Source organism: Methanoregula sp. (assembly GCA_041645435.1).
Taxonomy (GTDB): Archaea; Halobacteriota; Methanomicrobia; order Methanomicrobiales; family Methanospirillaceae; genus Methanoregula.
The window spans coordinates 18,667-45,566 of sequence record JBAZQB010000006.1 but is presented as its reverse complement, the minus strand read 5'-3'; the positions used below and the strand labels follow the sequence as shown (position 1 = coordinate 45,566).

Here is a 26,900-nt window from a genome sequence, read left to right as displayed (position 1 = left end):
CCCCTCACTGCTTCTTGAATTTTGCAGTGAGCCACTTGCGTTTGGTATACAGAACGATTCCGACGACAACGAGGACTCCCGCCGCAATAACCGGGTAGAACGAGCTGATACCGCTGATACCGCTGCCGGAGAAGAGGCTGGTGCTACCCATTCCCGGAGGAGCACCGCCCATGCCCTGCGGACCGCCGGATCCCATGCCGGTACTTCCTGAGGTCTTCAATGCGGTGCTGTTACCGCCAGAACCTGAAGCAGATCCGAGGTTGAGCATCTTGGTGACCCGGTAGTCATTCCCCTCTGAATCTTTCCAGAGCATTAACAGGGGAACCGATGAGAGATCCGAAGAGCTAAATGTCACTTCAAAACTTCCGGAATCATCGGAGGCCAGGCTGCCGATCGCGTATTCAGCGTACGTTCCTGTTGCCTCTGCCGGGGATCCAACCGTGACCGTGAGACCTTTTGCAGCAGTGATGCCGGTATTGGTGATATCACCGGTCAGGTCATAGTACGAACTTTTGGTTGTCAGGGCAACATTGTTGACAACCGGCACTGCAGCAGTCTTGTCGTTCCCGATGTTGATGGGTAGGATTACATCCGTGGAATGATCGACGTCTCCGCTCTGGTAACTGATATGGAAGGTTAAGTTTGTGGACTGGCCGGGAGTCACGGTAAAGGGGACAACGACAGAACTTTGTGCATCGAGTGAACTGACATATTTTTCGGAAGGGCTGATTTTTATGCCACTGCCGGATGCGGTAACAAAGATATTATCAATAATTCCATCACGGGGATTGACGATACTCAGGTTGACTGTTTTTTCTATTGCAAGAGGATATACACTGGGTGCATCGGAGATACTCGCCATGAGATCCGTTGAATCAACGGTAATGAGGATTGGGTAATGGAAAATATCGCCATCTTTCGTTTCTACCGAGAACAGAGAGAAATGGCTGCTGTCGGGTGGATTTGCAGAGACAATGAATGAATAGGTTATCGTAGAACCGGATGCGATATAGCTCATTGTATTCCAGGAATCCTTTTTGTCAATAGTGAGAGTATCGCTGATGAGATTCGGATTAGAAAGTCCGACGGACTGATTACCGGAGTTCCCCAGCGTTACTGAAACGGTACCCTGCTCATAAGGATAGAGCACTGCAGGGTCCATGGTTACTGAGGATACATACAACATCGATGAGGTTGTAGTGGCGGCACTTGCGATTGGTATTGAAAATACCATCAGCAACATGAGGACTATGCTGATTATGGCGGATTTTTTCTTCATGATTTCTCCCTTGTTCACGGGCAAAGAACCAAAAGGCATTACACATTTTTTTATAACGGTAGCCTTCGTTTCTCTGCTAAAATTCCCCTGTCGGGGGTAGTCTTCATGACGATGTTTCCCGGGCCACTTATATTCGCATCATGGGGGCGGGAGTATTATTGACGAAAAACAGGATTCGTTTCACTTGGGAGTTCACTATATGCCTGAAATGCAATTCGTGCCAGAGAGGATCTCGTTATCTCATCCCGTGCCTTCCTCCCAAAAATATTATTTCCTCCCGGTGGGGATCCTTGTCGTCATAAGTGTCGTAAGCAGGACAACGGGGTGTAATCTTCCCCAGAGAGATCCGGCCCTTCCACTTGGTCTCCCGTCATTTACACAATTTTCGCTGCGTTACACCTTTCCCGGGTGAGGTTCAGAAAAACACGGAACCCTCACATCTTTTTAATCCCGAACCACCCACCTTTACCATAATGTGCGGTATCGCTGGGCAGTACTGTCTTGACGGGAAAGAGCCGGACACAAAGCTCCTTTCAGTCATGTCCGAACGGCTCGCCCACCGGGGACCAGACGGTAAGGGACTCCATATCAGTGGTCCGGTAGCGCTTGCCCACCGCAGGCTCGCGATCATTGATCTCTCGAACGAGGGGCTCCAGCCGATGACCAGTGAGAATGGCACCCTTTGGATTGTCTTCAACGGTGAGATCTACAATTTTGTCGAGCTCCGCGAGGAGCTGATCGGAAAAGGCCACCGCTTCCATTCAAAATCCGATACGGAGGTGATTCTCCATGCCTACGAGGAATGGGGGCACGAGTGCCTCAACCGGTTCAACGGCATGTGGGCCTTTGCACTCTGGGATGAACGGCGACAGGAGCTGTTCTGTGCCCGGGATCGCTTCGGGATCAAACCGTTCTATTACGCAAAGACCGGGGATTCGTTCCTGTTCGCGTCAGAGATCAAGGCGCTGCTCGCTCACCCGGCAATCGGCACGAAACCCGACGATGCTACGCTGGGTACGTATCTTGCATGGGGGGTACTCGATCACTCCGAACGGACGATGTTTGACGGGATCTTCCAGCTGAAGCCCGCCCACGCGATGGTGGTATCAAAGGACGGGGCCCAACCGCCGTTCCGGTACTGGGATGTGAAGGTCAACGCGAAGATACATGACAACGTGCCTGACGCGGAAGTGGCATCGAAACTCCGTATCCTGCTGCACGATGCAACCAGCATCCACCTCAGGAGCGATGTCGCGGTCGGCACCTGCCTGTCCGGGGGCATTGATTCGTCCGCACTTACCGCGATCATCAACGGGATTATCCGAAAAGAGGCGCCGGCAGGTGTCGGGGCCCGGCAGAAGACGTTCTCCGTGGTCTTCTCCGACAAAAGATTTGACGAGAGCCGGCATATCGACGAGATTGTTGTGGCAACCGGGGTGGATGCCTATCGTACGGAACCCTCTCCCGAGAAGCTCTGGGATGATATCGACCGGCTGGTCTATATGCAGGACGAACCGTTCGGTTCGCTCTCGATCTATGCCCAGTACTGCGTGATGCGGCTTGCCCGTGAGCAGGTCAAGGTCGTTCTCGACGGGCAGGGGGCGGATGAGCTGATGGCAGGATACCTTGCGTACCAGGGCAGTTATATCGGGGGACTCCTCCGCTCGTTCCATGTATTGACCGGATTCCGGGAGATCATCGGAAGCCTGAAGCACCATCATGGCTTTTTTGGTTTGGCAATAAAGCAACTGTTGGTTCGCAAAGGTCGCCGGGGGCTCCTGAAGTGCACACCACCACCTGTATATCGGTATGGGGTCAGGCTTGATGAGGTGCTGCTCCGCGAGCTGACCCGCACCAACCTGCCGGCTCTCCTCCATTACGAGGACCGGAACGCCATGGCGTTCTCGATCGAGTCGAGGGTTCCCTATCTCGATGTGCGATTCGTGGAGTATGTGGCATCACTCCCGCTCGACCAGAAAATCCGGAACGGGATCACAAAGATCGCTCTCCGGAATGCCATCCGGGGAATCGTCCCTGAGTCAATCCGGTGCCGTATGGACAAGATGGGTTTTGTCACGCCGGAAGAAGTCTGGATGAAAGAGGCACTTCGCCCATTCGCGCTCGAATTGCTCAGCTCCGGGGAATTCCATGCACGCCCGTACTGGGATGCGGATGCGGTTGTCCGGAACTATCTTTCGTTTCTTGAGGGTAAATCCACCTATTCGCCGGAGATCTGGAGGATTATCTGTACTGAACTCTGGCTCAGGAAATTTTTTGATATGCCGGTCATCACATCCTCCGGTTCCTGATATGCAGGCCCGACGGGATCGAATCCTATAAATGGTGTCTCTGGACAGATCTATGTGATACAATCCCGCCGGTGGGTTTAATTACCACCACCTTCCGGGATCACGGTGACCCATGAAATCCATCATTCTTGCCGGGGGTGTCGGGACACGACTCTGGCCGCTTTCCCGGGAGTATTATCCCAAGCAGTTTATCCAGCTGGATGGTCATTCACTCTTCCAGAAGACCTGTAAGCGGGCAGCCCTGCTTTCGGGATTTGATGGAATTTACGTTGTTACAAATGAGATCTACCATTATCTGGTACAGAACCAGTTCGAAGAACTGGGCTATTCCCTGCCGGAAGATCATCTCCTCGCAGAACCCACGGGGAAAAATACCCTGCCCGCCATTGCATGGGCAATGCAACGAGTGCGGGCAGACGATCCATTGGCATCAGCGGTTGTCTTCCCCAGCGATCACCTGCTGGACGATGCAGCCCTCGACCCGATCCGGGCAGCAGAACCGCTTGCCAGCCAGTATCTCGTGACATTCGGTGTCAGACCCACATCACCCCACACCGGGTATGGGTACATCAAACCGGGTAAACCCCTGTCGGTTGGTAATGTTGCTGATGCGTTCAGGGAAAAACCCGATGAAAAAACCGCAGAAGAATATGTGAAGAGCGGATATCTCTGGAACAGCGGAATATTCCTCCTGTCCACCGGCTGTTTTTTTGAAGAGCTGAAACAGCACTGCCCGGATATCTCCGCTGCATTCTCTCCCGGTACAATTCCCGATTATGCAAACCTTGAGTCCATCTCGATCGATTACGGACTGCTCGAGCATTCACAGCACGTAGCGGTGGTCCCGCTTGACACTCCATGGAGCGATCTCGGGACATTTAAGGCACTGTACGATGTCGGGCACCATGATGCGCAGGGCAACGTGGGGAAGGCAGAGTATCTCTCAGCAAAAAACAACTACGTATACGCTTCAGGAAAGCATGTCGGACTCATCGGCGTGCACGATCTGGTCGTGGTAGATACTACGGATGCACTCCTCATCTGCGATAACCGGCACACCGAGCAGGTGAAAAAACTTGTCAGCCTGTATAACAAGGCAGACGATCCGATAACCCGGTTCCACCGGCAGGTGCATCGACCCTGGGGATCCTATACCGTGCTCGAAGAGTCCGGGATCTATAAGATCAAGCGAGTGACGGTGAGACCGGGTCAGAAACTCTCACTCCAGCTTCACCATCACCGGAGCGAGCACTGGGTGGTGGTGAGTGGTACGGCAGAAGTCGAGCTCGATGGGGAGACACGGCTGCTCCGGAAAGGGGAGAGTACCTTTGTCCGCAGCGGGATGAAACACCGGCTGAGAAATCCCGGTGTAATCCCGCTTGAGGTTATCGAGGTGCAACTGGGGGAGTACCTTGAAGAGGATGACATCGTCCGGTTTGAGGACGATTACGGCCGGGATTGAAAGGATTGCATAATTCGTCAGACTTTTATCCAACTATCCCCTATTGTTCTGATGAGACTCTGAAATCCTTCGGGATGTTTTTCCCAACCGTATCATTCTTTCCCAAACGGTCAGGAAAAAACCATAAAAACCGTATTTTTTAGTATAAACCGTATAATGCTATACGTAAGAGCGGGTTTTGCTGTCAGAAAAAAGACGCTGAATCCGGGTTATTTTTTCGTTCCGGGATATTTTGTCATGAATTGACGATTTCCCCGATCTTCTGCAGTAACTAAAGAATCGCTTCCGGTGCCGATAAGATCGGTTCTGCCAGCAGCCCTGAGCCCTTCGATCACGAATCCCTTGTTGCGGGGATCGCGGTACTGCATCAGTGCCCGCTGGATCTTCTTCTCCTGGCCTTTGGGCACATGCACCGGTTCCAGCGTGAACGGGTTAAGCCCCGTATAATACATGCAGGTGGAGACACTCATTGGCGTGGGGGTAAAGTCCTGCACCTGTTCCGTGTAGAGCCGGTTATCGCGGATGTAGAGCGCGAGCTCGATCATGTCTGCCATTGTGCAGCCGGGATGTCCTGACATGAAGTAGGGAAGGAGATACTGCCGGCTCTTTTTTCCTTTCTGGAGCGTCTCGAACTGTTCACGGAACCGGTCAAAGACTGCACGATCCGGTTTGTTCATGATCCCGGTCACCTTTTTTGTTATGTGTTCCGGTGCAACCTTGAGATGCCCGGAGACGTGATGATCGCAGATCGTGCGGAGATAATCTGCATCGTCGGCTAGAGCAAGATCATACCGGATACCCGAGCCGATGAAGATCCTTTTCACTCCCGGGATTTCCCGGAGAGACCTTAGAAGCTCGCACTGGTTCCTGTGACTCGTCTTTAAGGATTTGCAGGTGGGGGTGCAGTGCTTGTTCCGGCAGGCTCCATAGGTTTCCCACTGCTCGCATGAGAGGCTGTACATGTTCGCCGTAGGGCCGCCTACATCCTGCACAATGCCCTTGAACTCCGGCATCTTCGTCATCCGGGTCACTTCACTGATGATAGAAACAGTACTCCGGCTCTGGATGATCCTGCCCTGGTGATGAGTGAGGGCACAGAACGAGCATTCTCCGAAACACCCCCGGTGGCTGGTTACCGAGAACTGCACGGGTTCCAGAGCGGGCACGGGTTGTTTGTATGACGGATGTGACCTCCGGCTGAACGGGAGTTCGTAGATAGTGTCGAGCTCTTCAGTTGTAAGCGGGAGTGCCGGGGGATTCTGGATGACGACCGTCTTTGGATGCGGCTGGGCAACGGGTTTTCCCCGCACCGGATCCTGCTCGTAATAATGCAGGGCAAACGCACGGGCGTAAGCAGTTTTATCCTGGGAAACTTCCGTAAACCCGGGCAGTTCGACAACACCCTCAGGACGTCTGCTGCGCCATTCTGCAACCTCCATGGCGTACGCGGTTCCCCGCACATCCCGGAGGGATGCTAAAGGTTCACCGGCAGCAAGCCGCCGGGCAATCTCAGTAACCTGGCGCTCGCCCATACCAAAGACAAGGAGATCGGCCGGGGCGTCAGCAAGGAGTGCCTGGCGCACGCGATCCTGCCAGTAATCATAGTGGGCAAACCTCCTCAGGCTTGCCTCGATACCCCCGATTACGATAGGGGTGTCCGGGAAAAGCCCATGCACCTTGTTGGTGTAGACTATCGTGGCACGGTCAGGGCGCCGGGGAATTCCGCCGGGAGAATAGACATCATCACTCCGCCTTTTCAGGTTGGGGGTGAAGTTATTCACCATGGAATCGACATTGCCGGACGAGATCCCAAAAAACAGCCGGGGTTTTCCCAGCACAGTAAAATCGCCGTCGGTCTTCCAGTCGGGCTGGGCAATAATCCCCACCGAATACCCGGCATCCCAGAGGACCCTGCCAAGCAGGGCTGTCCCGAACGAAGGGTGGTCCACATAAGCATCACCCGTAATAAGGATAATATCAAACTGGCGGATGCCGAGCTTTTCCGCTTCTTTGACGGACATGGGAAGAAAAGGGGGTTGGCGGGTCATGACGAAAACGGGGGATGGGGGGTGTTCATATTAAGAGATATTATTTCAGTCATGGTGGCGGGCGCCGGGTCAGGTCCCGGATAATATCTGCAAGCCCGCCCGGAAGATCATCCTTCTCTTCCTTTTTATCTACGGGATGCACTTCCTCTTTTTTTCCGGCGGGTTTTTCAAAATCCGTGAGTTTTACGGCATCCCCCTTATCGCCGAGGACGGGAAGGTGGAGTTGGGTCTTCTGATCAAATTCCCGGCGGGCTTTAAGACCGGTGAACTCCATGATGACTGCTTCAATGATCAGGTAGGTTGTGGCTTGTTCCCTGAGACAACCGGTGAGTGCGTGCCCTGAACGGCCTACCGAAGCGTGGTAGTGGATATGCGGGCCACCTTCGCCCGGGTAGATTGTGCCGATCCCAAATACTTCCCAGCCGCCTTCAAACATCACAAAGTGCGGAACGGGGGGTATGACCGGCTCTTCCGGACCAGTCACCATTCTCCCGTTCATCAGGGCACCAAGGAAGGTGATCGAGCCGGACTGAATGCTTTTGTCGAGAATGAACTGACGCAGCGAGACGAGCATATCTTCGCCATCATCGATCCTCACGACGAAGACCCTGCCGAGCTGACCTTCCGTATATTGCATATGATCAGATTCCTTTTTTGGTATTCATATGGTTTCTGCGGGTTTATATCTTACATGACTGTCCATTGGCGGAGTTTGGAGTTTAATAAAGGGTGACCTGTTTATCAATAAAAGGTTAAAGTTACCGACCTCCGGCTCCACCGCCACCAAAACCCCCGCCACCGCCAAACCCTCCTCCGCCAAAGCCGCCCCCACCGGAACCACCGTGACTCGGGGGACTGAAATGCATGAGGGGAATAAACGCCGCGTTCATACCCATAACCCCTACCGGGACCCCGGTTTCGGGGATGCTGATCTTCAGCGTCTTCATGGCACGCTCTACCTTATCACCAACCCCGAGCGCTGTACCGTATACCAGCCATTCGCCCCACATGGAGAGATCTGCGGGTGCATACTTCTGGATCATGGCCATGTCCGAGAGGAAGTGGGTGAATGCATCCCACTCAAGCTTCTCTTTATACCGGTCGTCCTTCCAGTGCCCGAATAACGTTGACGGTGCAGCAAATGCAATCGCTGTCTGGACAACCACAATAATCCACAGCACAACAGCGGGGAACAGGATATACGACTGCATGGGCATAACCATGGCAAGGATGAGCGTGACTGCAAACAGGACCATGGCGACAAATCCAAAGGGTACGATATGTTCCCTTCCATCCACAATGTACTGGTTAGCGAGCGAGGTGTCTACCCTGCTGGTGACATCAGTAAGCGATCGCTGGTACTGCAAGGCTTTCTCTTCTGCACTGCTGACCGTTTTGGCACGTGTCGCGAGCGCTGCAATCGAATCGGTGTCCAGCACACCGTTCTCCGATACGAGCCCGATAAACCCGAGCACCCGCAGCTCATAGGAATCGGTGGTTGCTGTTGAGAGCACCCGTATCTCGATACCTTTGCCTTCGCCCTTCTCGGTTATGGAGATGATCTTTCTCCGGTGGAGATCGAGCAGCGTGGCGTAATACCCATCGTCATCGAAATCGAGAGCATCGCCTTTAAAGAGCAGGTTCACCTGCCAGGGTTTCAGCGCCGTTGACGGGAGGGTACTCAGGTACGCGGGAACCGTGAACTCCTTCTCCCTGCCATACCGGTTGTAGATTACGATGAAGAGAAGCGGCACCAGAATAACAGCCACCTTCGCAATCATGCTCAGCAGAATCGACAGGGTATAGGGAGCGTTATACCAGAAGCTCGCAGAGGAGGCCTGGCCCCGAATATCCTTAACTTCGGTTCGGAAACCTTTGATCTGGGAAAAACCCTGTGCATTTCCCACCATCTCAACCGCAATGATCTCATTGGCCTCAGCATTCCCCGTGATAATGTAACGGGTTCCGGCCTTTTGCGTTGTAAGAGAGGGGGGGTACGCATACACCTGTTCGATGTTATTTGCAGGCACGGTGATCCTGACCGACCGGTACGGGATGTGGGTTTCACCCGCGAGTTTCAGGTTGAGATGGGTCGCAGCCGCATCGTATTCAACGGGGGGGTGGAGGGTATAGGTGTAATCAACCGATTGTTTCCCGGCAGAAAAGTAAACGGGATTGAATATTCCCACTTCGTTGGTTTGTGCAAGGATTTCTATGAGTGACTTCGATTCGTTGGCTCCGACACCACCGGTAAGCTTGACGGCACCCTTGTCATTCTTTGCATACCCTGTCGTAAAACCGGGCGGGTTCATTGAGACAAAACTAACTGAAGGTTCCTTAGGACTGCTTTCAAAAACAAGAGGGGCTTCCCATGTGCGATAGAGCATACGGTACTCCCCCGGTGATGAGACATCGTAGGTATAGTGTTCCTGCAGGATCCCGTCTTCTGAAAGGGTCGCTTCATACGAATCAACCGCGAGATCCCCTTCGAAAAGGGGAGGTATCAAGGTAACGATGAGCAGACCTGTTATCCCGAGGATAAGTCCCCCGATAACAAGCGCAGCCAGCTGACCTTTTTCACTCACGACAATTGCCTCATCAGAATTCTATCTTCGGGGGGGTCGCGATCGCCTCTTCGAATTGCAGGTACTCGAGTTTTATGAGCCCCATGAATTTTCCAATGATGTTGGAAGGTATCGTGTCCATCATCGTGTTGAATTCCTGCGAGATGTTATTAAATGTATACCGCTGACGACCGATCTCGTCTTCCAGCCCTTTCACCGAATCCATCATACTCATGACAGTGCCGGAAGTTTTTAAATCGGGATAATTTTCCGCTACCGCGAGAAGTCGCCCGAAGATAGATCGGGATTCCGCTTCGACCTTGTTTAAGTCACCGGGATTGGCAGTGGCAACACTCGCCCGCATGGCAGTGACCCGTTCAAAGGTTTCTTTTTCAAACTTGGCGTAGCTCTTCACGGAACCGAGGAGTTGCTCGATCATGTCCAGTCGCTTCTTCATGGCAACCCGGATCTGGCCCAGGGTCGCCTCAGATGAATTCTTCAGCGTGACGAACCGGTTGTAAATGCCGATTGCCCATAGGATAAGTCCAAGGATCACAAGGACGATAATTCCGGGGATAATCCATCCAATAAGACTCTCAAACATTGTTACTCAGAATAGTGATGATCGTTCCTGAAGATAAGATCATGGGGAGGGTGAAAGAAAAAAAGCAAAAAATTGGGGGGGGAAGAAGTGACAGATATTATGGGAGGGTGAGCGAACCAACCACGCGGAGTTTGCCCCCTTCGAGGTAATGCAGCACCACCCGTGCACCGGGAGGATACACCAGCGCTTTTTCCAGGGTTAAGGTAATGGTCGGCATTCTCCAGTCCCCTTCTACGGTTATTTTTTCCAGCCGGGTGGGAAGGAACTGCATCCAGTGGCCGGCATACAGCACCATGCCTTCCTTGAGGGGGGCTGGCCAGTACTTCACAAGCTGGGCTTTTCCGGAAATGGTGGTGGCGTATTTTATTGCGGGATCGTTGGTCAGGACAAAACCCCGGTCAAGATCTTCGGATTCGATATTTTTCAGGGCGAGTCCAACCCGTTCACCGGTTATCGCATGATCGGAGTCATCATCGTGTTTCTGGATGGAGCGGATCTGGGTGGTTTTTTCCGTGGGGAGGACTTTTAACGTGTCGTGCTTTTTTATAATTCCCTGGGCCACAAAGCCAAGCACAACTACGCCGACTCCTTTTACATTGAAATGGGAGTCCACCGGTACAGATCCTTTTCCTGCCGCGTCGTGCGTTTTGTGGTGGGCGGATTGTTTTACGGATATCTCAAGCATCCTCTCGCGAAGCCCGACGATATCTTCCTCAATTACCTCGTAGTGTTCAAGGACCGTACCTTTGATGAGCGGGGCGATCTGATCCGGGGTGATATAATTTTTTAAGATGAGATATCCGCTGGACTTGCCGGCACACTGGAGCATCAGTACACATTCACCAAAGGTGGCGTTGATCTCATCAACGACAAGAACCACCCTTTCAGAAACGGATACGGTGTAAAACAATGAGGATAGCTTCTCAGGGTACCGCGTCGGTTCGATAAAGGTGACAGTAGCATCACCTTTCTTCAGGTTATAAAAGGTGATATCGCTTACGGTGCCCTTCTTTCCCAGATCTTTGGCATAATCGGGAGGGGCGAGGATTGCGACGGTGAGATTGGACATAGTAGCAATAGTTTATTCATTCTCGCTATTAGGACTTAGGATCAAAAAGGAAATCTGATATTTTTTTTATCGCAAAAACTAATTATTGTCCGGAAGACAGTTGTGGGAACAAATGAAGAGCAGTGTAAAATTATTAAGTCTTGTGGGAATCGCTCTCTTTCTCATAATTCTTTCCCGAATAAACCTTAATACCCTGATTGAGATTATTGCTCACACCAATATCCTGCTCCTTATCCTTGCATGTTTTGTAAACGGGATTGCAATTGTATTAAAATCCCTGAAGTGGAAAATTATTGTAAACTCGGTAAAACCAGACTTTTCGCTCAGGGAGAGCGTTGTGGCATTTTTTGTCGGTTTTTCCTTTTCGACGATCACGCCGGCAAAATTGGGGGATTTCATAAAAGTATTGTATATAACGGATGAAAACTGCGGTCTGGGAAAATCACTTTCCACCATCGTCATCGATCGTCTTATCGATATAATACTGTTGTTTTCCATAGCTTTTATTGGCATTTACGGATTCTCGGTTTTCTATCATATCGAGATCCTATCTATCGGCACCATTATCCTTATCATTACAGGGATTTTAGCAGGAGTGTATATAGTACTCAACAGGCCGCTTCTGTCTGCTCTTCTCAAACCCTTTTTCAATATCTTTGTGCCAAAGCACCTCAAGAGTAAGGTTACCCTCTACTATGATGATTTCTTCACGGGATTATTCACATTTTATCACGATCGGGTACGGTTTTTTTCCAGCATCGGTATCGGAATCATCTCTTGGATCCCGCCTTTCCTCTATGGGTACCTGCTGGCACTCTCAATAGGTATTGATACAGGGGTTCTTTTCTTTGTACTCGTTATACCCGTGCTCAGCCTGCTCGATTTGCTCCCGATAAGCATCTCCGGTATCGGCACCCGTGATGTGGCACTGATATTCCTTTTCGGTCTTAAGGGAATATCACCTGAACAGGCAGTGGCCTTCTCACTGCTCTACCTGTTCATGAGCTACTGGCTCGTAGCATTGATCGGCGCCGGTGTTTATTTCCGGTACCCGGTCACCATCCCGGAAGAGCTGAATTAATTCCTGTCAGGTTTCCTGGCAATTATCCCAACTGTGTAGGCATAGTATTGTTTACAGGGAAACGCCTTTTCAATGAGACCAACCTTCTTCCGCAAACCCATGCTGATAATTTCGCGATCGTTTGTTGCAAGCGGGGGGAGTGCCTGGAGACCGAATGTCTTTTCAATCTCGAGCCCTGCCTTTCGGACAGCGGTTTTCAAACGTTTTGGGGAGTAGTCTTCTTCATACCCGAACTCAAAGTTTCTCATAATAACCGCAACGAATTTTCCCGCTTTATACCATAGGCAGAACGTATTTGGGACAATAATGATAACCCTGCCGGAGGGTTTGGTCACCCTGGCCATCTCCGCTATTGCGGCAACATTATCCGGGTCTTTAAAATGCTCAATGACGCCTGAGTTGTAAACGAGATCAAAAGTATTTTCCTTAAATGGGATCTCAAAAATGCTCCCGAGTACGGGGTTTTTACAATTTAAGCGGGCAAGGTTCAGGGCAGCTTGCGAGATATCAAGACCAACGGTTTCGTACTTTTTTGAGAGGGGGGAGAGGGTTTGACCGGTCCCGCACCCGGCTTCAAGAACAATGGATCTTTCGGGAAGTGCCAGTTCAATCTCCTGCATGAAATCGAGATACTTCAGACTGTAATCACTAACGATAAGGTTCTTTGTCCAGACCTTTTCCCAAACCTCTTGTCCCATCAGCCCGCCCTCATTTTGATGGTGAACATATTATGCTGTATTCTATATCCCCTTTAGGATCAGTATTTTTTAAAACTGACGTGAATTCAGAGTGGGTTAACGAGGCTTTTATGTTCTGCACGTGCAAAATTGTACAGAGCCCCCATGATATCTATTATATTTCCCCTATACAACGAGCGGGAGAACGTTATCCACTACAATACGGATCTTTTTCCGATAATTGATGATATTGCAGAAAAGACCGGTGAGAGATTTGAGTTTGTTTTTATTGATGATGGCAGTAAGGACGACACCGTTGAACAAATCAGGCTGATTGCTCGCAACAGGTCAGATGTAAAAGTGCTTATACACCAGAAAAACAGCGGAATGGGGACGGCGATACAAACGGGGATCGGATCCAGCCATGGCGACCTTATCATAACAATGGATGCCGATCTGACTTTCCGCCCGGTCGATGTCTTGAAACTCATAGAAAAATACCGTGAAACTGATGCGGACTGCATATCCGGTTCACCTTATCTCGAAAAAGGACTCATGGAGGAAGTAACACCTTTCCGGCTGTTGATGAGCAAATCCGTGAACTTCCTATACCGCATGCTCCTTTGGAGTGATATTACCTGCGTAAGCCCGATATTCCGCCTTTACCGGCGCAGCACACTCGCGGGGATGAAAATCTCGAGCAGGAATTTTGAGATCAACGCCGAGATTATCTCAAAGCTCCTAATCAGCGGGAAAAAAGTAGTGGAAGTTCCCGTCCCGCTCCTGAAAAGAAAGTATGGAGATTCAAAAATCAATGTAAAAAAAGAGATAAAAAATTATATCCTGCTACTCTGCAGGATTTTTAAAACAAAGTATCTCCACATGAAGTGGAATTAATCCCTGTTTTTAGTTTTTTCATCCTTTTTACTTGATAAAATAAAATAAAAGACCGGGTCGGTTACACATCACCTATATCTGACTCCGGGAAAAATACCATGTAACATGTTTGCGATCGTTCTTGGTACCCGACCTGAAATCATCAAGATGTCGCCGATTATCCGCTCGTGCCAGAAAAAGGGCGTGGAGTTCTTTGTCCTCCACACCGGACAGCACTATACTTATGAGATGGACCGGGTCTTCTTTGAGGAACTCAGCCTTCCCACCCCTGATTTTAATCTCGATATCGGTTCAAAAAGCCATGCGGAGCAGACGGGTCTTATCATGACCGGCATCGAGAGGATCCTTCAGAAAGAAAAACCGGAGGTGGTGCTCGTGCAGGGAGACACCAACACGGTCCTCGCCGGAACCCTCGCTGCATCCAAATGTTATGTGCGTGGGGATCGATCTTTACCAGTAAAAGTGGGACATGTAGAGGCAGGATTACGCAGTTTTGATCGGACCATGCCAGAAGAAGTGAACCGTGTTGTTGCAGACCATCTGTCAGACTATCTCTTTGCACCAACCGTTGTTGCCAAGCAAAATCTCCTGAATGAGGGAATTGCAAAGCAGAAAATCTCTGTTACCGGAAATACGATAGTTGATGCGGTTCTTGAAAATCTGGCACTCTCAAGAGATAGATCAGATGTGGTCCATGAGCTGGGACTTGTTACTGATGGCTATTTCCTTGTCACACTTCACCGTCAGGAAAACGTTGACAGTAAGAAACGATTCAAAGGAATTCTTGAAGGACTTGCCCGGATTCACGAGTCTTCCGGCTTGCCGCTTGTATTCCCGGTTCACCCCCGTACAGAAAAAATGATCAAGTCCTTCGGGCTAAAACTCAAGGGATTCCAGATGATTAAACCGCGAGGGTTTCTGGAATTTATTCAACTTGAATCGAATGCCCGCCTCGCCCTGACCGATTCCGGCGGTGTCCAGGAAGAGACCTGCATTCTCAAAGTTCCCTGTGTGACCATCCGAGACTCTACTGAGCGTCCGGAAACGGTCGATGTGGGGGCAAACATTATTGCCGGAATTGAACCACGGTCTATTATAAATGCAGCAGAGATAATGCTGGATAGGCCGCGCTCCTGGAAAAATCCTTTCGGCGATGGAAAAGCGGGCGATCGCATCGTTGATCTAATAAATTCGTAATAAAAAACAAAAATCGTGAAATATTTATCAACAGATCGTTTGGGGATGGAGATTGGTTCCCTCCCGGATTTTTTTCTAGCTATACAATTTCACAAAGTAATATTGAAAATTTAATTACCCGATATTATTGCCCTGATTTTTTTTATAATTCCATCGGGGGGGCGGATAATTACGTACATCAACAGGAGGAGGGCCAGGTATTGAAGCGTGAAGAACAACAATGTCAGATACCATTCTGCAGAACCCGCAGGGTTAGTATAATTAAGATTGGCATAATATTTTCCGAACATCAGGGGAAATTCAATATACGCAAAGACCTGGGTGACGTAGAATAATATAATTTTTACCAGATCATCAGCAACAAGCAGGGCAAGAAGCGGTGTAAACCAGACAAGGTATTGGGGGCTGTGAAATTTCGTGAAAAATACGAGCGAAAATATTGCACATAACAGAACTTTAAGCAGTGTTTTTGGCTCCCTCTCTTCACTGATGTAGGAAATATACAGCAGAAGGAGGAGTGCAACAGCCATTACCCCATACATGAACAGGGATACCAGACCTGACGAAATACCCAGATGAAGGACCTCGTTGAGGTTGGCATATAACGTGTATGTGGCAGTATTTACGTAAATTCCAAGACCCCCGCCTGTTGCAAAAATGTAGGACTGAATTACATTCGGGTTGATAATTGCAAGCGGGAGAATTAAAATGACACACAATACGAGGAAAATTTTTCCTGCGGACATGATTTCTGCTTTAAGAGAACGGGTTTTTGCATTATACAAGACAAAAAACGGCATTGCGATGACCGGGAATATTTTTGCAAAAAAGCCTAGCGCTGTGAAGAGGTATCCTCTCGTATTCATATTATAAACCGTAAATAGGACAGCCAACATGAGGAGACAGGTGGGGAACGCATCATATTTTGTCAGTACAAAATATGCGGTTGAAAACGCTGTTGCAAAGATCAGGCCGGCACAAAAGGCGGTCTTTTCATTCCATAATCTGAGACCAATAAAATAAATACAGAGGATTGTGACAATGTCGCAAAGCACCATCAGGATCTGAAATGAATAAACGAATGCCATCGCATTCTGGAGTAGTAGTGCCGGTATGAGGGCTATTGTGATGGGAACAAAAATCAGGATGGGGTAATCAAAGTTGTAATTAATATAGGGCAGCTGGCCCTGAACCAACTTTATCGCATGCTCAAAATAAAACCCTATGTCGAAAAGATCAATAAAGGAGTGAAATATCGAGGTTGTTGCAAATATGACAATGAATTTTGTCAAGAGTGAGACAAGGAATAAAATCAGCAGATGGCGCTTGACGGTCCGAAGATCTACATTTTTAAACTCAACATTCAGAAAACACAACGTGCCCTCCCCCTTTTTTACCCTTTTTTCGGGGAGTGAAACGTCAAATTTATTTTTTTTTCCCATACTGAAAATCTCCGTTAATCATTAATTATTGAAGATGCGTGTTTGTAGCCATCCCAGAAATACTCTCGGAAATTGTCTTGATAATAAACACATGAAAAATCAATATTTAATTATTTCCTTGTCCAGGTCATTCTCCTGTTAATAAGGAAGTTCCAGACAAATCCAACCAGTATTCCGATGATGTTTGCAATCCTGTAATCAATTCCCATCATATATGCTAAGACGTTAAGAATTCCAAAATTTATGACCGCTCCTCCGGCAGAAACAATCTGGAATGAGATAAGTCTGTGCCACCTGCTGGATATTTTTTGCGGTTGTCCGCCAGATTTGAATGTCCAGAGATCGTTCCACAAAAAATTATTCAGTATCGCAAATTCGATTGCGAACAAACTGGCAACTGGAAGGGGAAATCCGGCAAATTCCTTAAGGAAAATGAGGATCCCCTGGTTGACAATAATGCCAGAAATCCCAACAAGCCCGAACTTAAAAACCCGTTTCCACTCCCTCCAAGCCGCACTCTGGTGATGCAAAAAAGAAAAGAGCGTTATATCGATAACCTGCTGAGCATACTCAATAATAGTTTTGAGTTTTAGCTTGCTCGAACCGATCTCCCGATCAACAAATTCAAAAGGAATTTCCTTGTCCATTTCCCAGGTTCCCTTACCAAGCACTTCAAGCAGGATTTTATAGCCCCGGGGTTTCAGGGGTGCTTTTTCCACAACACTTTTTCGGACTGCAAAAAAACCACTTACCGGATCCGAGACATCGGGGAAAAGCAGTCTTCCTAAAAACGTTGCTCCGAGCGAGATTACCCGGCGTTTGAGAGGCCATTTTTTTATCCCGCCTCCTTCCATGTACCTGCTCCCGATGACAATATCATTTCCTGCCAGGATCTCATGGTACATAACGGGAATGTGTGCGGGGGGATGTGAAAGATCTGCATCTATTACGATTAGTATATCCGATGATGCGTGAACAAATCCATCCGCCACGGATTGTGAGAGTCCGTGATCTGCCAGACGAACGAGAATATTTACGTTCGGTTTTGTTTTTTTAATTTCATTAACAATTGAGATCGTCCTATCAGGAGAATTATCATCAACGACAAGGATCTCCCCATTGAGATTGTTCTGCCTGAAAACCGCATCTACTTCAGTGACGATATTCCGGATATTTGCCTCTTCTTTATAGGTTGGGATGATTACCGTAAGGTCATACATGGCGATTCACATGGGGGCAGTTACGCTGAGACAAAAAGATAGATTCCGGTGTTCTGCCCGAGAGGTTTTGTGTTCTCTTTTAACCATGCAATCGCATCGCCGTCAGGATTTGCCGCACTGATATCTCCGGTGACAACGAAGTACGCGGAATTATTACCTTTACCTGCATTAATCGCATCAAGATCTCTTGCAGTAGAGACACCAAACTCGAACGTCTGATCTGATGCATTTGAATAATAATAATTGAGTGGTTGGGAAACATAGCCCGGTACTACAACAACAAGATCGCCGGGTTTAGTCATCTGCTGAATTTGGCCGGAAAAACCTCTCCAGTCCTCTTTTGAGTATCCGGAATAATAACTCATGAAAAATGGTGTAGTGACGCTGATCAGGACGAGCACAGCCATGAATCCATACACAACCCCGCGGTTGTTTATAATACGGTAGAACATTTTGTACGATATAGCAACACCGATAAAAAAAACAGTGTTAAAAAAGATCAGGTAGCGGGGAACCATCGGCATTTTGTAGGAAAGAATGAAGCTGATGACAAAGGTAAGAATGGTGAGTGCCACTAAAAAGATTCCTTTGTTTTTATCGGTGAGAAATGCCTGGATAATACCGATTATAAAGAGGATGAGGAGGAAAACCATCGAGATATCAGAAAAGCCGGATAACTGTTTGAACGTTTCACTGATGATTCCCAGACCCTGGATCCCGAAAGCCGGTGCGGTGGATGTCCGGGATGCGAAAAGTTGGATCGCCAGCAGAATGAGAGGGAAACAGAGAACGACAAACAAAACAATGGATACAGCAATCATTTTGAGATTTTGTAGATTTTTCTGGAAATTTCCGATCTGAAGGAAAAGTGCATAGAGGATAAGTGAGGCAATAATGACAAACGAATAGAAGTGAGACCAGAACGCAAGCGCGGAGAGTATGCCAAAAAGGGCCCAGTTTTTCAGGTCATTCGTTTTGAGGGCTTTGAAATAAAAGACCAGTGCAAATGCCACAAAAAAGAGCATCATTGAATATGCCCGGGCCTCCTGTGAATAGAAGATCAGGAATGGTGAAAATGCAAACGCTGCTGCGGCAATAATTCCGACATTGCGATCCATGAATTCTTTTCCAGCAAAATAGATCAGCGGGATGGTCAGTACCCCAAGGAGAGCTGGGATAAACCTGAGAATTAACTCGTTATTACCAAACACCAGCATAAAATGTTCCAGCCAGTAAAACAGAGGTGGATTAAACTCCCCTCCAGCAGTTGCCTGCCAGATGCCGGAAACTGACATAACAGCAAACGTGTTCGTCGATGCTTCATCAAGCCACAGTGAATTGAATCCCAGATTATAAAACCGGAGGAAAAAACCAATGACGGTTAATACGACAAGAGACTCTACGTAACGGCTGTGAGTGATAACCGATTTGACATTTTCAATATTGATATCCCGAAACGACCGGATCGGGGAGATGTAATCCCCGTCAAGATTACATTCATTATCTCCACCCGGTTTTTTTTCTTTTCCCCGATCCTCGCGTTTCTTTGCCATTACAATCAGGTACTATTTCGTAAATATTCGGATATAGATTGTTGCATCTCTGTTCTATTCAGAGAGCATTCCGCTAACGAGATGTTTGTGATATCTGCTTTAAAGTGATTAGGTATCTGGAAAATTCAGAGATCGCTTTTGCCTATAAGCGGGGATTTGACGGATTCCAGTAAGTCTGTGGTTGTGGAGACGACCTTTGCAGATTCTTCAAGCATCAGGTTTACCTGTTCGTGTAAGCCAGCCCTGCGGAAATCCGTGCGAACCGCAATCACCGGTTTGTTGTGTGCATACGCATACCCCATCTCCCATGCAGTACCGGAATCCGCATCTGCCCCATCGATAACTGCAACAACGAGATCTGCTTTGTCGAGATCTGCTTTGTTTTTAATGAAGATCCGCGCCTGCTCCCGTTTCATCCTTGTATCTGTGTCATCACCCGCTTCCTGGGGAAGGATGACTTCAAACAGATGTTTCCTCAGCAATACCGCTAAAGAAATATTATAGGTGCGTTCAGCTTCAGAGAAAAGAGGGGCGGCAAGATATATCCGGTACCTTGCAAATGTTGCCACGTCTATTGCGCAGATATCGGGAAACCGAGCAAGAAACACCCCCCGTCCCATTCGTTTTGGGGGTTGTTGATCCTCACTCCCATAATAGGTACTGGTCACTCCGCATGTCGGAGAGGAGTTGACACCAAGAATGCAGAGGGGCAGACCGCGATCATCAATGATGTCCCGCACTTGTTGTTCAAGCGTATCCATCAGGTTGGAAAATGCCGGTGTGTTCAACCGTTCAAGAAATGTCCCGGGTTTCCTGTCAGAACCGAGGTATAACGTCTCCGGACAGGGAAGCGGCACCAGTTCAATATCAAAGGTTTTGCAGCGTGCGATTGCTTGTTCGAACAATGCGAGGTCCGAGTTCTTTGTAATACCCGTAGCCCGGAGTTCCGGATGGAGAATGCAAGGGCTGCAGAGCACGTACATTGATACAGTGTGTGCACGCATGGATGATCAATGATACCCCTGTATGCCTACCGGGACAACAGCTGTGATCCCCGTAAGTGCACGGTCAAAAAACTTGAAAAGGCGGGATTTTTAAAAATATTTACCAAAATATCCCAGATCCCGCGAAACACCCTCCTGCTCGATCCCACTGCTGAACAGGCACTCTCTCCTGCAGACAGGTTCGTGAGATCTATCACTGTACTCGACTGTTCGTGGGTGGTGCTGGATACAGGCTCTGTCCGTTCATGGCGCATCCGCAGGGCACTACCATTCCTGATGGCGGCAAATCCCGTCAACTTCGGCAAACCCTGCGTGCTTTCCTCGATCGAGGCCCTCGCTGCAACATTATATATTCTTGGAGAGAAAGATCGGGCTGCAACCGTTCTCTCAAAGGTGAACTGGGGAATCCGTTTCATAGAAGTGAACCAAGAGCCGCTTGATCTCTATGCAAATGCCAAGGATAGCACAGAAGTGGTCAAAATTCAGGCGCTCTACATAGACTGAACGACAGATGGGTATGATAAAAAGGATTTTTCATTTTTTTGAATTCCTCAGTTTGAGATCATTATACAATGCCCCTTACAACAATATGGGCACCATAAGCGAGTGTTGCAAGGGGTTTGCAAGAGGACCGTTTTTGAATTATTGGGTAAAATCAGTGATTGATTTGTTTTCGTGGTAAATTTCAGATTGGCCGCGAAACGTTCCGCATAGTTTTTTCTGTACCAGCGTCAAGTAGGATTGTATGATCAAGGTTGCCATCAACGGTTATGGTACAATCGGCAAGCGTGTTGCCGATGCGGTCGCTGCCCAGAAGGATATGAAAGTGATCGGTGTCTCAAAGACCCGCCCCAACGCCGAGGCCTTTGTTGCAAAACAACGGGGATATCCTCTCTATATTGCCGATCTCTCCAAGAAAGCTGCTTTTGAAAAAGCCGGCCTTACTGTTGCAGGGTCCGTCGAAGATATGTGTAAAGCCGCTGACATCATCGTCGATGCAACACCAGGGGATGTCGGGGCAACGAACAAGCCCCTTTACGAGAAACTAGGTAAAAAGGCACTCTGGCAGGGTGGAGAAGAGCATGAGATTGCCGGATTCTCGTTCAATTCATCCTGCAACTACAAGGATGCAATCGGCAGGCAGTTTGTCAGAGTCGTCTCTTGTAATACAACAGGGCTCTGCCGGATTATCCATGCAATTGATAAAGAATACGGTGTCGCTCACGTACACGCGATCATGGTTCGCCGCGGTTCCGACCCCGGTGAGATCAAAAAAGGACCGATCGATGCGATTGTTCTGGATCCCGTAAGTGTTCCCAGCCACCACGGCCCGGATGTTCTGTCAGTGCTTCCCCATATTTCGATTGTTACCATGGCTATGATCGTGCCAACCACGATGATGCACATGCATGCGATCCGGATTACCACAAAAAAAGAGGTATCGAGAGATCGGGTCATAGAACTGGTTAAAAACCATCCCAGAATGGGCCTGATTAAAAAGACTGCGGGGATCAGGAGCACTGCAGAGCTCAAGGAGTTTGCAATGGATCTGGGAAGACCACGTTCCGACCTGTACGAGAACTGCATCTTTGAAGAATCGATCTACGCAAACAAAACCGATCTCTGCTTCTTCCAGGCAATCCACCAGGAGGCAGATGTCGTAGTTGAGAACATCGATGCAATCCGCGCGATGATGGGCGGGCAGAAAGATGCTGCAGCGTCAATAAAAACAACCAACGATGCGCTCGGGTTTATTCCGATCCAGAACAACCATTAACACCCTTTATCACCCATTCTTTTCAATGGACGCGTACGAACGGGTTACCCGCAACACAGTCGAGATCGTAACAGAAGACGATCTCCGTTCGCTACTTAACAAACCCACAAAAAAGGTCTATGCAGGATACGAACCCAGTGGCGAGATCCATCTTGGCCACCTGGTTACGGTCAACAAACTCGTGGATCTCCAGGCAGCCGGATTTGAAGTTGTTGTACTGCTTGCTGATGTGCATGCATTCTTAAACCGCAAAGGGACCATGGAGAAAGTGCGGGAACTTGCCGATTATAACCGCCGCTGTTTCGAAGGGCTCGGATTAAAAAATATCCAGTACGTGCTGGGATCTGATCTTCAGCTCAACCGGGACTACGAGCTGCTTGTGCTCCAGCTCTCGCAGCAGATCACCCTCAACCGTGCAACACGCAGTATGGATGAAGTGGGGCGGCAGATGGATCATCCCACCGTATCCCAGATGATCTATCCTATCATGCAGATGGCCGATATCGCGATGCTTGGCGCAGATGCAGCAGTAGGTGGTATTGATCAGCGTAAAATCCACATGCTTGCACGAGAGCACCTGGTCAACTTCGGCTACGCTGCACCTGTCTGCATACACACGCCAATCCTGAATGGGATCGATGGAAAGAAGATGTCCTCTTCACAGGGAAATTATATCTCTGTTGCAGACACGGAAGAGGAGATAAAAAAGAAGTGCCAGAAGGCATTCTGTCCACCGGAAATTCCTGAGAACCCGGTGCTCCAGATCTTCCAGCACCACATCTTCCCGCGCCTTTCCGAGATCACCATTAAACGGCTGGAAAAATTCGGGGGAGACCGGACGTTTTCAGGTTACATGGATCTGGAAACTGCCTATGGCAAAGGTGAAGTGCACCCGATGGATCTCAAGAAAACATGTGGCGAATCCCTTATCGAAATCCTTGCACCCGTACGGGACTATATCAAATAATAGTCCCAAAAATCAGGACTGTGATCAACTGTGGATCTGGATAAAAAAGAGGATAAGTTCGATCAGCGCCTCGAAGAAATGGGTATCCGTATCAAGGATGCAAACATGTTCAAAGTGCGGGAGGATGTCTTTGACGAGGTCACTCTCCTGGCACTCTATAAACTTGTACATAAAAAATGGTTATCGGTAATCGGTGGATCGATCAGCACCGGGAAAGAGGCAAATGTATTTTACGGCGAGCGGGATGATACAGCAATCGCCATTAAGATCTACCGGATCCGCACAGCGAATTTTACCACAATGAGTTCCTATGTCACTGGTGACCGCAGGTTTTCACACGTAAAAAAAGCAAAAAAAGATCTCATCTTTGCATGGACCAGAAAGGAATTTTCAAACCTGGTAAGGGCGAGGGATGCGGGTGTTGCTGTCCCTGAACCACTTGTATGGGACAGGAATATCCTGATTATGTCGTTTTTAGGGGAAGGTGAGATTGCTTACCCACAACTGAGGAATGTCACAATGGAAGATCCTGCAGAGATTTATGAGACAATTGTCAGCACCATCGATATCCTGTACAACAAAGCGGAGCTGGTGCATGCAGATCTCAGCGAGTTCAATATTTTATACGGTGACAAACCCTATTTCATAGATATGGGGCAATCGGTCACTCGCGATCATCCTCGTGCACTCCAGTTTTTAATGCGAGACATTCGTAATATCAACCGGTATTTTAAAAACCGATGTGATGTTCGTAAGGATGTTGACCTGTTTAATGCAGTCACCGGACTGAATGCTGCCGAACCATGATAACTGTTGACTGCCAATGGATGAGTGTCGCAACGTTATGCAATTGAAATTATAACAAAACCAAGGTGAAACAAACATGATGCAGGAAGTCAAAATTGCCGGAAGCAGGGTGGGTGTCCTCATTGGAAAGGGCGGCGCAACCAAGAGAGAGCTCGAGGCCAAAACCCACGCCACCATTACCATAGACAGCAAAGAGGGGATTGTAAAAGTTGAAGGTACCGAAGAGCACACGATCTCCGTTCTCCGGGCTGTCGAGATCATCAATGCCATCAACTGCGGGTTCTCCCCGGAACGGGCATTTGAGATGATCGAGGACGAAGATCTATTGCTTGAAGTCATCGATCTGTCGGGAATGGCGGAAGGGCCACGCCAGTTAGATCGGCTTAGGGGCCGAATTATTGGCAAAGATGGAAGAGCACGGGAACAGATCGAAGATATGACCGATGTGGAGATATCGGTATTTGGTAAGACCGTAGCCCTGATAGGATATCCCGAGCAGCTCAAAACCGCCCGTGCTGCTGTTGATATGCTAATTGAGGGTGTGCCTCATGAGAACGTCTTTGCCTTCCTTGACCGGAAAAAGAAAGAGGCAAAACAGGATATGATCAGTTATTATTATTGAGCGTTGTAATAACAGAAAATCCTGCAACAATATTTATGTTTTTGCTGATTTTCCACTGGAGAATAACTACGGAAAAAAGACTTAATTTTTTAAAATATCTAAAATACGTGATTATTTCAGTGGAATTAAAGGGGTTTAGGTTTAGGGATTTGACATGCTGATCCATGAACTTCCGATTCCGGCAAGCCTTAAACAGCAATACACACAGGCAGGTATTTCTGAGCTCTATCCCCCCCAGGCTGAATGTGTGGAGCGCGGCATCCTTGCAGGAAAAAACCTGCTCGTTGCGATCCCTACTGCAAGCGGAAAGACCCTGATTGCCGAGATGGCGATGCACTACCATATCGCTCATGGTGGAAAATGCCTTTATATTGTCCCCTTAAAAGCACTCGCAAGCGAGAAATATGATGAATTCGGCAACAAAGGTGTCCGAGTCGGTATATCAACGGGGGATCTTGACCGGCGCGATGATCTGCTGGGAAAAAATGATATTATCGTTGCTACAAGCGAGAAGGTGGATTCCCTTCTCCGCAACAGCGCACGCTGGATCAGCGATATCACTCTGCTTGTTGTGGATGAGGTTCACCTGATTGACTCTGATAGCAGGGGACCAACGCTTGAAGTGGTGATCGCTAAAATGCGGTCCCGCAATCCCGCTATGCAGGTTATCGGGCTTTCTGCCACAATCGGTAATCCAAAAACACTTGCCGACTGGTTGGATGCCGAACTGGTCACCAGCGACTGGCGCCCGGTCGATCTGCGTCAAGGGGTCTTCTGCAACAACCGCATCCATTTCAAGGACAGGGAACGCGCAGTAAAACAGATCTCAAAGAATTTTGATGACCTCAACCTCTGCCTTGATACCATCGAAGAGGGCGGGCAGTGTCTTGTCTTCGTCTCTTCCCGCCGTAATGCTGAGGCTTTCGCAAAACGGGCTGCCGGTGCAATAAAAAGTGAAGAAGCCGCACTTGCTGCCTATGCAGAAAAGCTCAGTAAAAGTGCTGAGACAGAGATGGTCAAAACACTGGCAGCCTGTGTGGCAAAAGGCGCTGCCTTCCATCATGCCGGATTGAGCCGCCCCGAACGTTCGATTGTGGAAGAGGGGTTCCGGAAAGGCCTGATCAAAAGTATCTCCTCCACACCAACCCTAGCTGCGGGTCTTAACCTCCCTGCACGTCGGGTGATCATCCGGGATTTCCTGCGATTTTCTGCCGGTGAGGGGATGCAGCCTATTCCGGCCAGTGAATACCACCAGATGGCAGGGAGGGCTGGCCGCCCACGACTCGATCCGTACGGAGAGGCAGTGCTGATTGCAAAGGATGAAGGGCAGATCGAAGAGCTCTTCGATCGGTATATCGATGCGCCTGCAGAAAAGATCCATTCCAAAATTGCTGAACCTAATGCACTCTATACCCATGTGCTGTCCCTTATTGCATCGGGTTTTGCCGCCACGAGAGTGGAACTTGCCGAATTTATGGACCGCACTTTTTACGTCCATGAACATCGGCAAGGCCGGCTTATGAAGAAAGCAGTAGATGCGGCTCTTGTCTTTCTCGTGTCATCAGAAATGGTTGTGGAGGTGGGAGAACATCTTGGAGCCACAGAATTCGGCGGAATGGTCTCCCGGTTGTATATCGATCCCCGCAGCGCCGCGCTTATTGTCGGTGCACTCCGGAAAAACGCTGATTACGCAGATCTCGGGGTTCTCCAGGTTATCTGCAGTACTCCCGATATGCCAAAGCTCTATGCCAGAAACACCGATATTCCCGCACTTGATCGCATGACGGAGGCACATGCCGGTGAACTCTGGCTTGAATTCCCGCTGGATGATGAGGAGGCTGAACCCTATTACCGGACACTTAAGACTGCCATGCTCCTTTCAGACTGGGCGGATGAACTTCCTGATGCAAAGATCTGCGAGCGGTATTCCGTGGGGCCTGGTGATCTCTACGGTATGGTAGAAAGCGTGAACTGGCTGCTGCACGCTACTGTTGAACTGGCAAGAATGTTTGCACCCTCTGTCCACCCGAAGATCAGAGAATATGAGATCTGCATGAAAAACGGGATCCGGCGTGAACTGCTACCCCTCGTGAAACTGCGCGGGATCGGGCGCATCCGTGCACGACGTCTCTTCAATAATAGCATACCTTCACCGGAGGCTCTGGATGCTGCTGGGATTGAGAACGTGACAAAGATTCTTGGGCGGGGAATTGCAGAACAGCTTTTTACGCAACTAGGTAAATCCAGGCGTGTTGCACCGGGAGAAATGGATGGAGGTGCTGTACGTGGACAGTCAACACTCTCAAAATTCGGGTGATCAT

The 26,900-nt window shown here is 49.0% G+C and carries 22 protein-coding genes; 11 read left to right on the top strand and 11 right to left on the bottom strand.

The features are described from left to right. Nucleotides 1–4: 4 nt before the first annotated feature. Entirely contained in the window at nt 5–1,279 is a 1,275-nt protein-coding gene (locus tag WC593_12465; protein MFA4825957.1) for a hypothetical protein, read from the bottom strand. A gap of 473 nt (nt 1,280–1,752) precedes the next feature. On the opposite strand from WC593_12465, the gene asnB reads away from it, so the two are divergent. Both asnB and WC593_12455 read left to right on the top strand, forming a co-directional pair. Then, complete coding sequence (asnB, locus tag WC593_12460) at nt 1,753–3,588, top strand: asparagine synthase (glutamine-hydrolyzing) (GenBank protein MFA4825956.1); 1,836 nt, start codon at nt 1,753–1,755, stop codon at nt 3,586–3,588. A 112-nt stretch (nt 3,589–3,700) separates the two neighbouring features. Further along, complete coding sequence (locus WC593_12455; GenBank protein ID MFA4825955.1) at nt 3,701–5,050, top strand: mannose-1-phosphate guanylyltransferase/mannose-6-phosphate isomerase; 1,350 nt, start codon at nt 3,701–3,703, stop codon at nt 5,048–5,050. A 209-nt stretch (nt 5,051–5,259) separates the two neighbouring features. Here WC593_12455 and WC593_12450 read toward each other — a convergent pair whose 3' ends face one another. The 5 genes from WC593_12450 to WC593_12430 all read right to left on the bottom strand — a co-directional run bounded on the left by WC593_12450 (nt 5,260) and on the right by WC593_12430 (nt 11,335). Beyond that, nucleotides 5,260–7,098, bottom strand: a complete 1,839-nt coding sequence (locus WC593_12450; GenBank protein MFA4825954.1) for a YgiQ family radical SAM protein — start codon at nt 7,096–7,098, stop codon at nt 5,260–5,262. 49 nt (nt 7,099–7,147) lie between these two features. Next, nucleotides 7,148–7,735 carry a PPC domain-containing DNA-binding protein gene (locus tag WC593_12445; GenBank protein ID MFA4825953.1) on the bottom strand — a complete coding sequence of 196 codons (588 nt, stop codon included), beginning with the start codon at nt 7,733–7,735 and terminating at the stop codon, nt 7,148–7,150. Between the two features lie 121 nt (nt 7,736–7,856). Next, complete coding sequence (locus WC593_12440) at nt 7,857–9,683, bottom strand: DUF2207 domain-containing protein (protein ID MFA4825952.1); 1,827 nt, start codon at nt 9,681–9,683, stop codon at nt 7,857–7,859. A gap of 13 nt (nt 9,684–9,696) precedes the next feature. Continuing rightward, nucleotides 9,697–10,266, bottom strand: a complete 570-nt coding sequence (locus tag WC593_12435; protein MFA4825951.1) for a LemA family protein — start codon at nt 10,264–10,266, stop codon at nt 9,697–9,699. A 97-nt stretch (nt 10,267–10,363) separates the two neighbouring features. Next, a complete protein-coding gene (locus tag WC593_12430; GenBank protein ID MFA4825950.1) occupies nt 10,364–11,335 on the bottom strand; it encodes an EF-Tu/IF-2/RF-3 family GTPase in 972 nt (323 codons plus the stop codon). A gap of 112 nt (nt 11,336–11,447) precedes the next feature. Here WC593_12430 and WC593_12425 point away from each other — a divergent pair, with 112 nt between their 5' ends. Then, the gene (locus tag WC593_12425) at nt 11,448–12,416 is read left to right on the top strand and encodes a lysylphosphatidylglycerol synthase transmembrane domain-containing protein (GenBank protein MFA4825949.1); all 969 of its coding nucleotides are present in this window, start codon (nt 11,448–11,450) and stop codon (nt 12,414–12,416) included. Here the strand turns inward: WC593_12425 and WC593_12420 are convergent. Beyond that, nucleotides 12,413–13,114, bottom strand: coding sequence for a class I SAM-dependent methyltransferase (locus WC593_12420; protein ID MFA4825948.1), 702 nt, complete (start codon nt 13,112–13,114; stop codon nt 12,413–12,415). The genes WC593_12425 and WC593_12420 overlap by 4 nt on opposite strands. 144 nt (nt 13,115–13,258) lie before the next feature. On the opposite strand from WC593_12420, the gene WC593_12415 reads away from it, so the two are divergent. Both WC593_12415 and wecB read left to right on the top strand, forming a co-directional pair. Continuing rightward, nucleotides 13,259–13,990, top strand: coding sequence for a glycosyltransferase (locus WC593_12415; GenBank protein ID MFA4825947.1), 732 nt, complete (start codon nt 13,259–13,261; stop codon nt 13,988–13,990). A 105-nt stretch (nt 13,991–14,095) separates the two neighbouring features. Next, nucleotides 14,096–15,187, top strand: a complete 1,092-nt coding sequence (gene wecB, locus WC593_12410; protein MFA4825946.1) for a UDP-N-acetylglucosamine 2-epimerase (non-hydrolyzing) — start codon at nt 14,096–14,098, stop codon at nt 15,185–15,187. Between the two features lie 110 nt (nt 15,188–15,297). On the opposite strand, the gene WC593_12405 is transcribed toward wecB, so the two are convergent. The 4 genes from WC593_12405 to WC593_12390 all read right to left on the bottom strand — a co-directional run bounded on the left by WC593_12405 (nt 15,298) and on the right by WC593_12390 (nt 20,385). Beyond that, on the bottom strand, nt 15,298–16,629 hold the full coding sequence (locus WC593_12405) for a hypothetical protein (GenBank protein ID MFA4825945.1): 1,332 nt from the start codon (nt 16,627–16,629) through the stop codon (nt 15,298–15,300). A 110-nt stretch (nt 16,630–16,739) separates the two neighbouring features. Further along, nucleotides 16,740–17,849 carry a glycosyltransferase family 2 protein gene (locus WC593_12400; GenBank protein MFA4825944.1) on the bottom strand — a complete coding sequence of 370 codons (1,110 nt, stop codon included), beginning with the start codon at nt 17,847–17,849 and terminating at the stop codon, nt 16,740–16,742. A gap of 20 nt (nt 17,850–17,869) precedes the next feature. Then, entirely contained in the window at nt 17,870–19,402 is a 1,533-nt protein-coding gene (locus WC593_12395; protein MFA4825943.1) for a glycosyltransferase family 39 protein, read from the bottom strand. 125 nt (nt 19,403–19,527) lie between these two features. Then, complete coding sequence (locus WC593_12390; GenBank protein MFA4825942.1) at nt 19,528–20,385, bottom strand: nucleoside 2-deoxyribosyltransferase; 858 nt, start codon at nt 20,383–20,385, stop codon at nt 19,528–19,530. Nucleotides 20,386–20,415: 30 nt separating this feature from the next. Here WC593_12390 and WC593_12385 point away from each other — a divergent pair, with 30 nt between their 5' ends. The 6 genes from WC593_12385 (at nt 20,416) to WC593_12360 (ending at nt 26,896) form a co-directional block, all read left to right on the top strand. Further along, the gene (locus WC593_12385) at nt 20,416–20,910 is read left to right on the top strand and encodes a DUF367 family protein (protein ID MFA4825941.1); all 495 of its coding nucleotides are present in this window, start codon (nt 20,416–20,418) and stop codon (nt 20,908–20,910) included. A 241-nt stretch (nt 20,911–21,151) separates the two neighbouring features. Further along, a complete protein-coding gene (locus WC593_12380; GenBank protein ID MFA4825940.1) occupies nt 21,152–22,183 on the top strand; it encodes a type II glyceraldehyde-3-phosphate dehydrogenase in 1,032 nt (343 codons plus the stop codon). Between the two features lie 25 nt (nt 22,184–22,208). Beyond that, complete coding sequence (locus tag WC593_12375) at nt 22,209–23,150, top strand: tyrosine--tRNA ligase (GenBank protein ID MFA4825939.1); 942 nt, start codon at nt 22,209–22,211, stop codon at nt 23,148–23,150. A 30-nt stretch (nt 23,151–23,180) separates the two neighbouring features. Beyond that, complete coding sequence (locus WC593_12370; protein MFA4825938.1) at nt 23,181–23,957, top strand: serine protein kinase RIO; 777 nt, start codon at nt 23,181–23,183, stop codon at nt 23,955–23,957. 76 nt (nt 23,958–24,033) lie between these two features. After that, on the top strand, nt 24,034–24,579 hold the full coding sequence (locus WC593_12365; GenBank protein ID MFA4825937.1) for a KH domain-containing protein: 546 nt from the start codon (nt 24,034–24,036) through the stop codon (nt 24,577–24,579). A gap of 154 nt (nt 24,580–24,733) precedes the next feature. Continuing rightward, nucleotides 24,734–26,896: an ATP-dependent DNA helicase gene (locus tag WC593_12360; protein MFA4825936.1), complete on the top strand. Its 2,163-nt coding sequence runs from the start codon at nt 24,734–24,736 to the stop codon at nt 26,894–26,896. The last annotated feature ends 4 nt before the right edge of the window (nt 26,897–26,900 follow it).

What these genes read in the sequence shown, in the direction of transcription:
- WC593_12415 (MFA4825947.1), top strand. Translation starts at nt 13,259, where the DNA reads ATGATATCTATTATATTTCCCCTATACAACGAGCGGGAGAACGTTATC.
- asnB (MFA4825956.1), top strand. Translation starts at nt 1,753, where the DNA reads ATGTGCGGTATCGCTGGGCAGTACTGTCTTGACGGGAAAGAGCCGGAC.
- WC593_12360 (MFA4825936.1), top strand. Translation starts at nt 24,734, where the DNA reads ATGCTGATCCATGAACTTCCGATTCCGGCAAGCCTTAAACAGCAATAC.
- wecB (MFA4825946.1), top strand. Translation starts at nt 14,096, where the DNA reads ATGTTTGCGATCGTTCTTGGTACCCGACCTGAAATCATCAAGATGTCG.
- WC593_12450 (MFA4825954.1), bottom strand. Translation starts at nt 7,098, where the DNA reads ATGACCCGCCAACCCCCTTTTCTTCCCATGTCCGTCAAAGAAGCGGAA.
- WC593_12400 (MFA4825944.1), bottom strand. Translation starts at nt 17,849, where the DNA reads ATGTATGACCTTACGGTAATCATCCCAACCTATAAAGAAGAGGCAAAT.
- WC593_12380 (MFA4825940.1), top strand. Translation starts at nt 21,152, where the DNA reads ATGATCAAGGTTGCCATCAACGGTTATGGTACAATCGGCAAGCGTGTT.
- WC593_12385 (MFA4825941.1), top strand. Translation starts at nt 20,416, where the DNA reads ATGATACCCCTGTATGCCTACCGGGACAACAGCTGTGATCCCCGTAAG.
- WC593_12455 (MFA4825955.1), top strand. Translation starts at nt 3,701, where the DNA reads ATGAAATCCATCATTCTTGCCGGGGGTGTCGGGACACGACTCTGGCCG.
- WC593_12365 (MFA4825937.1), top strand. Translation starts at nt 24,034, where the DNA reads ATGATGCAGGAAGTCAAAATTGCCGGAAGCAGGGTGGGTGTCCTCATT.
- WC593_12435 (MFA4825951.1), bottom strand. Translation starts at nt 10,266, where the DNA reads ATGTTTGAGAGTCTTATTGGATGGATTATCCCCGGAATTATCGTCCTT.
- WC593_12395 (MFA4825943.1), bottom strand. Translation starts at nt 19,402, where the DNA reads ATGGCAAAGAAACGCGAGGATCGGGGAAAAGAAAAAAAACCGGGTGGA.
- WC593_12430 (MFA4825950.1), bottom strand. Translation starts at nt 11,335, where the DNA reads ATGTCCAATCTCACCGTCGCAATCCTCGCCCCTCCCGATTATGCCAAA.
- WC593_12390 (MFA4825942.1), bottom strand. Translation starts at nt 20,385, where the DNA reads ATGTACGTGCTCTGCAGCCCTTGCATTCTCCATCCGGAACTCCGGGCT.
- WC593_12405 (MFA4825945.1), bottom strand. Translation starts at nt 16,629, where the DNA reads ATGGGAAAAAAAAATAAATTTGACGTTTCACTCCCCGAAAAAAGGGTA.
- WC593_12375 (MFA4825939.1), top strand. Translation starts at nt 22,209, where the DNA reads ATGGACGCGTACGAACGGGTTACCCGCAACACAGTCGAGATCGTAACA.
- WC593_12420 (MFA4825948.1), bottom strand. Translation starts at nt 13,114, where the DNA reads ATGGGACAAGAGGTTTGGGAAAAGGTCTGGACAAAGAACCTTATCGTT.
- WC593_12445 (MFA4825953.1), bottom strand. Translation starts at nt 7,735, where the DNA reads ATGCAATATACGGAAGGTCAGCTCGGCAGGGTCTTCGTCGTGAGGATC.
- WC593_12465 (MFA4825957.1), bottom strand. Translation starts at nt 1,279, where the DNA reads ATGAAGAAAAAATCCGCCATAATCAGCATAGTCCTCATGTTGCTGATG.
- WC593_12425 (MFA4825949.1), top strand. Translation starts at nt 11,448, where the DNA reads ATGAAGAGCAGTGTAAAATTATTAAGTCTTGTGGGAATCGCTCTCTTT.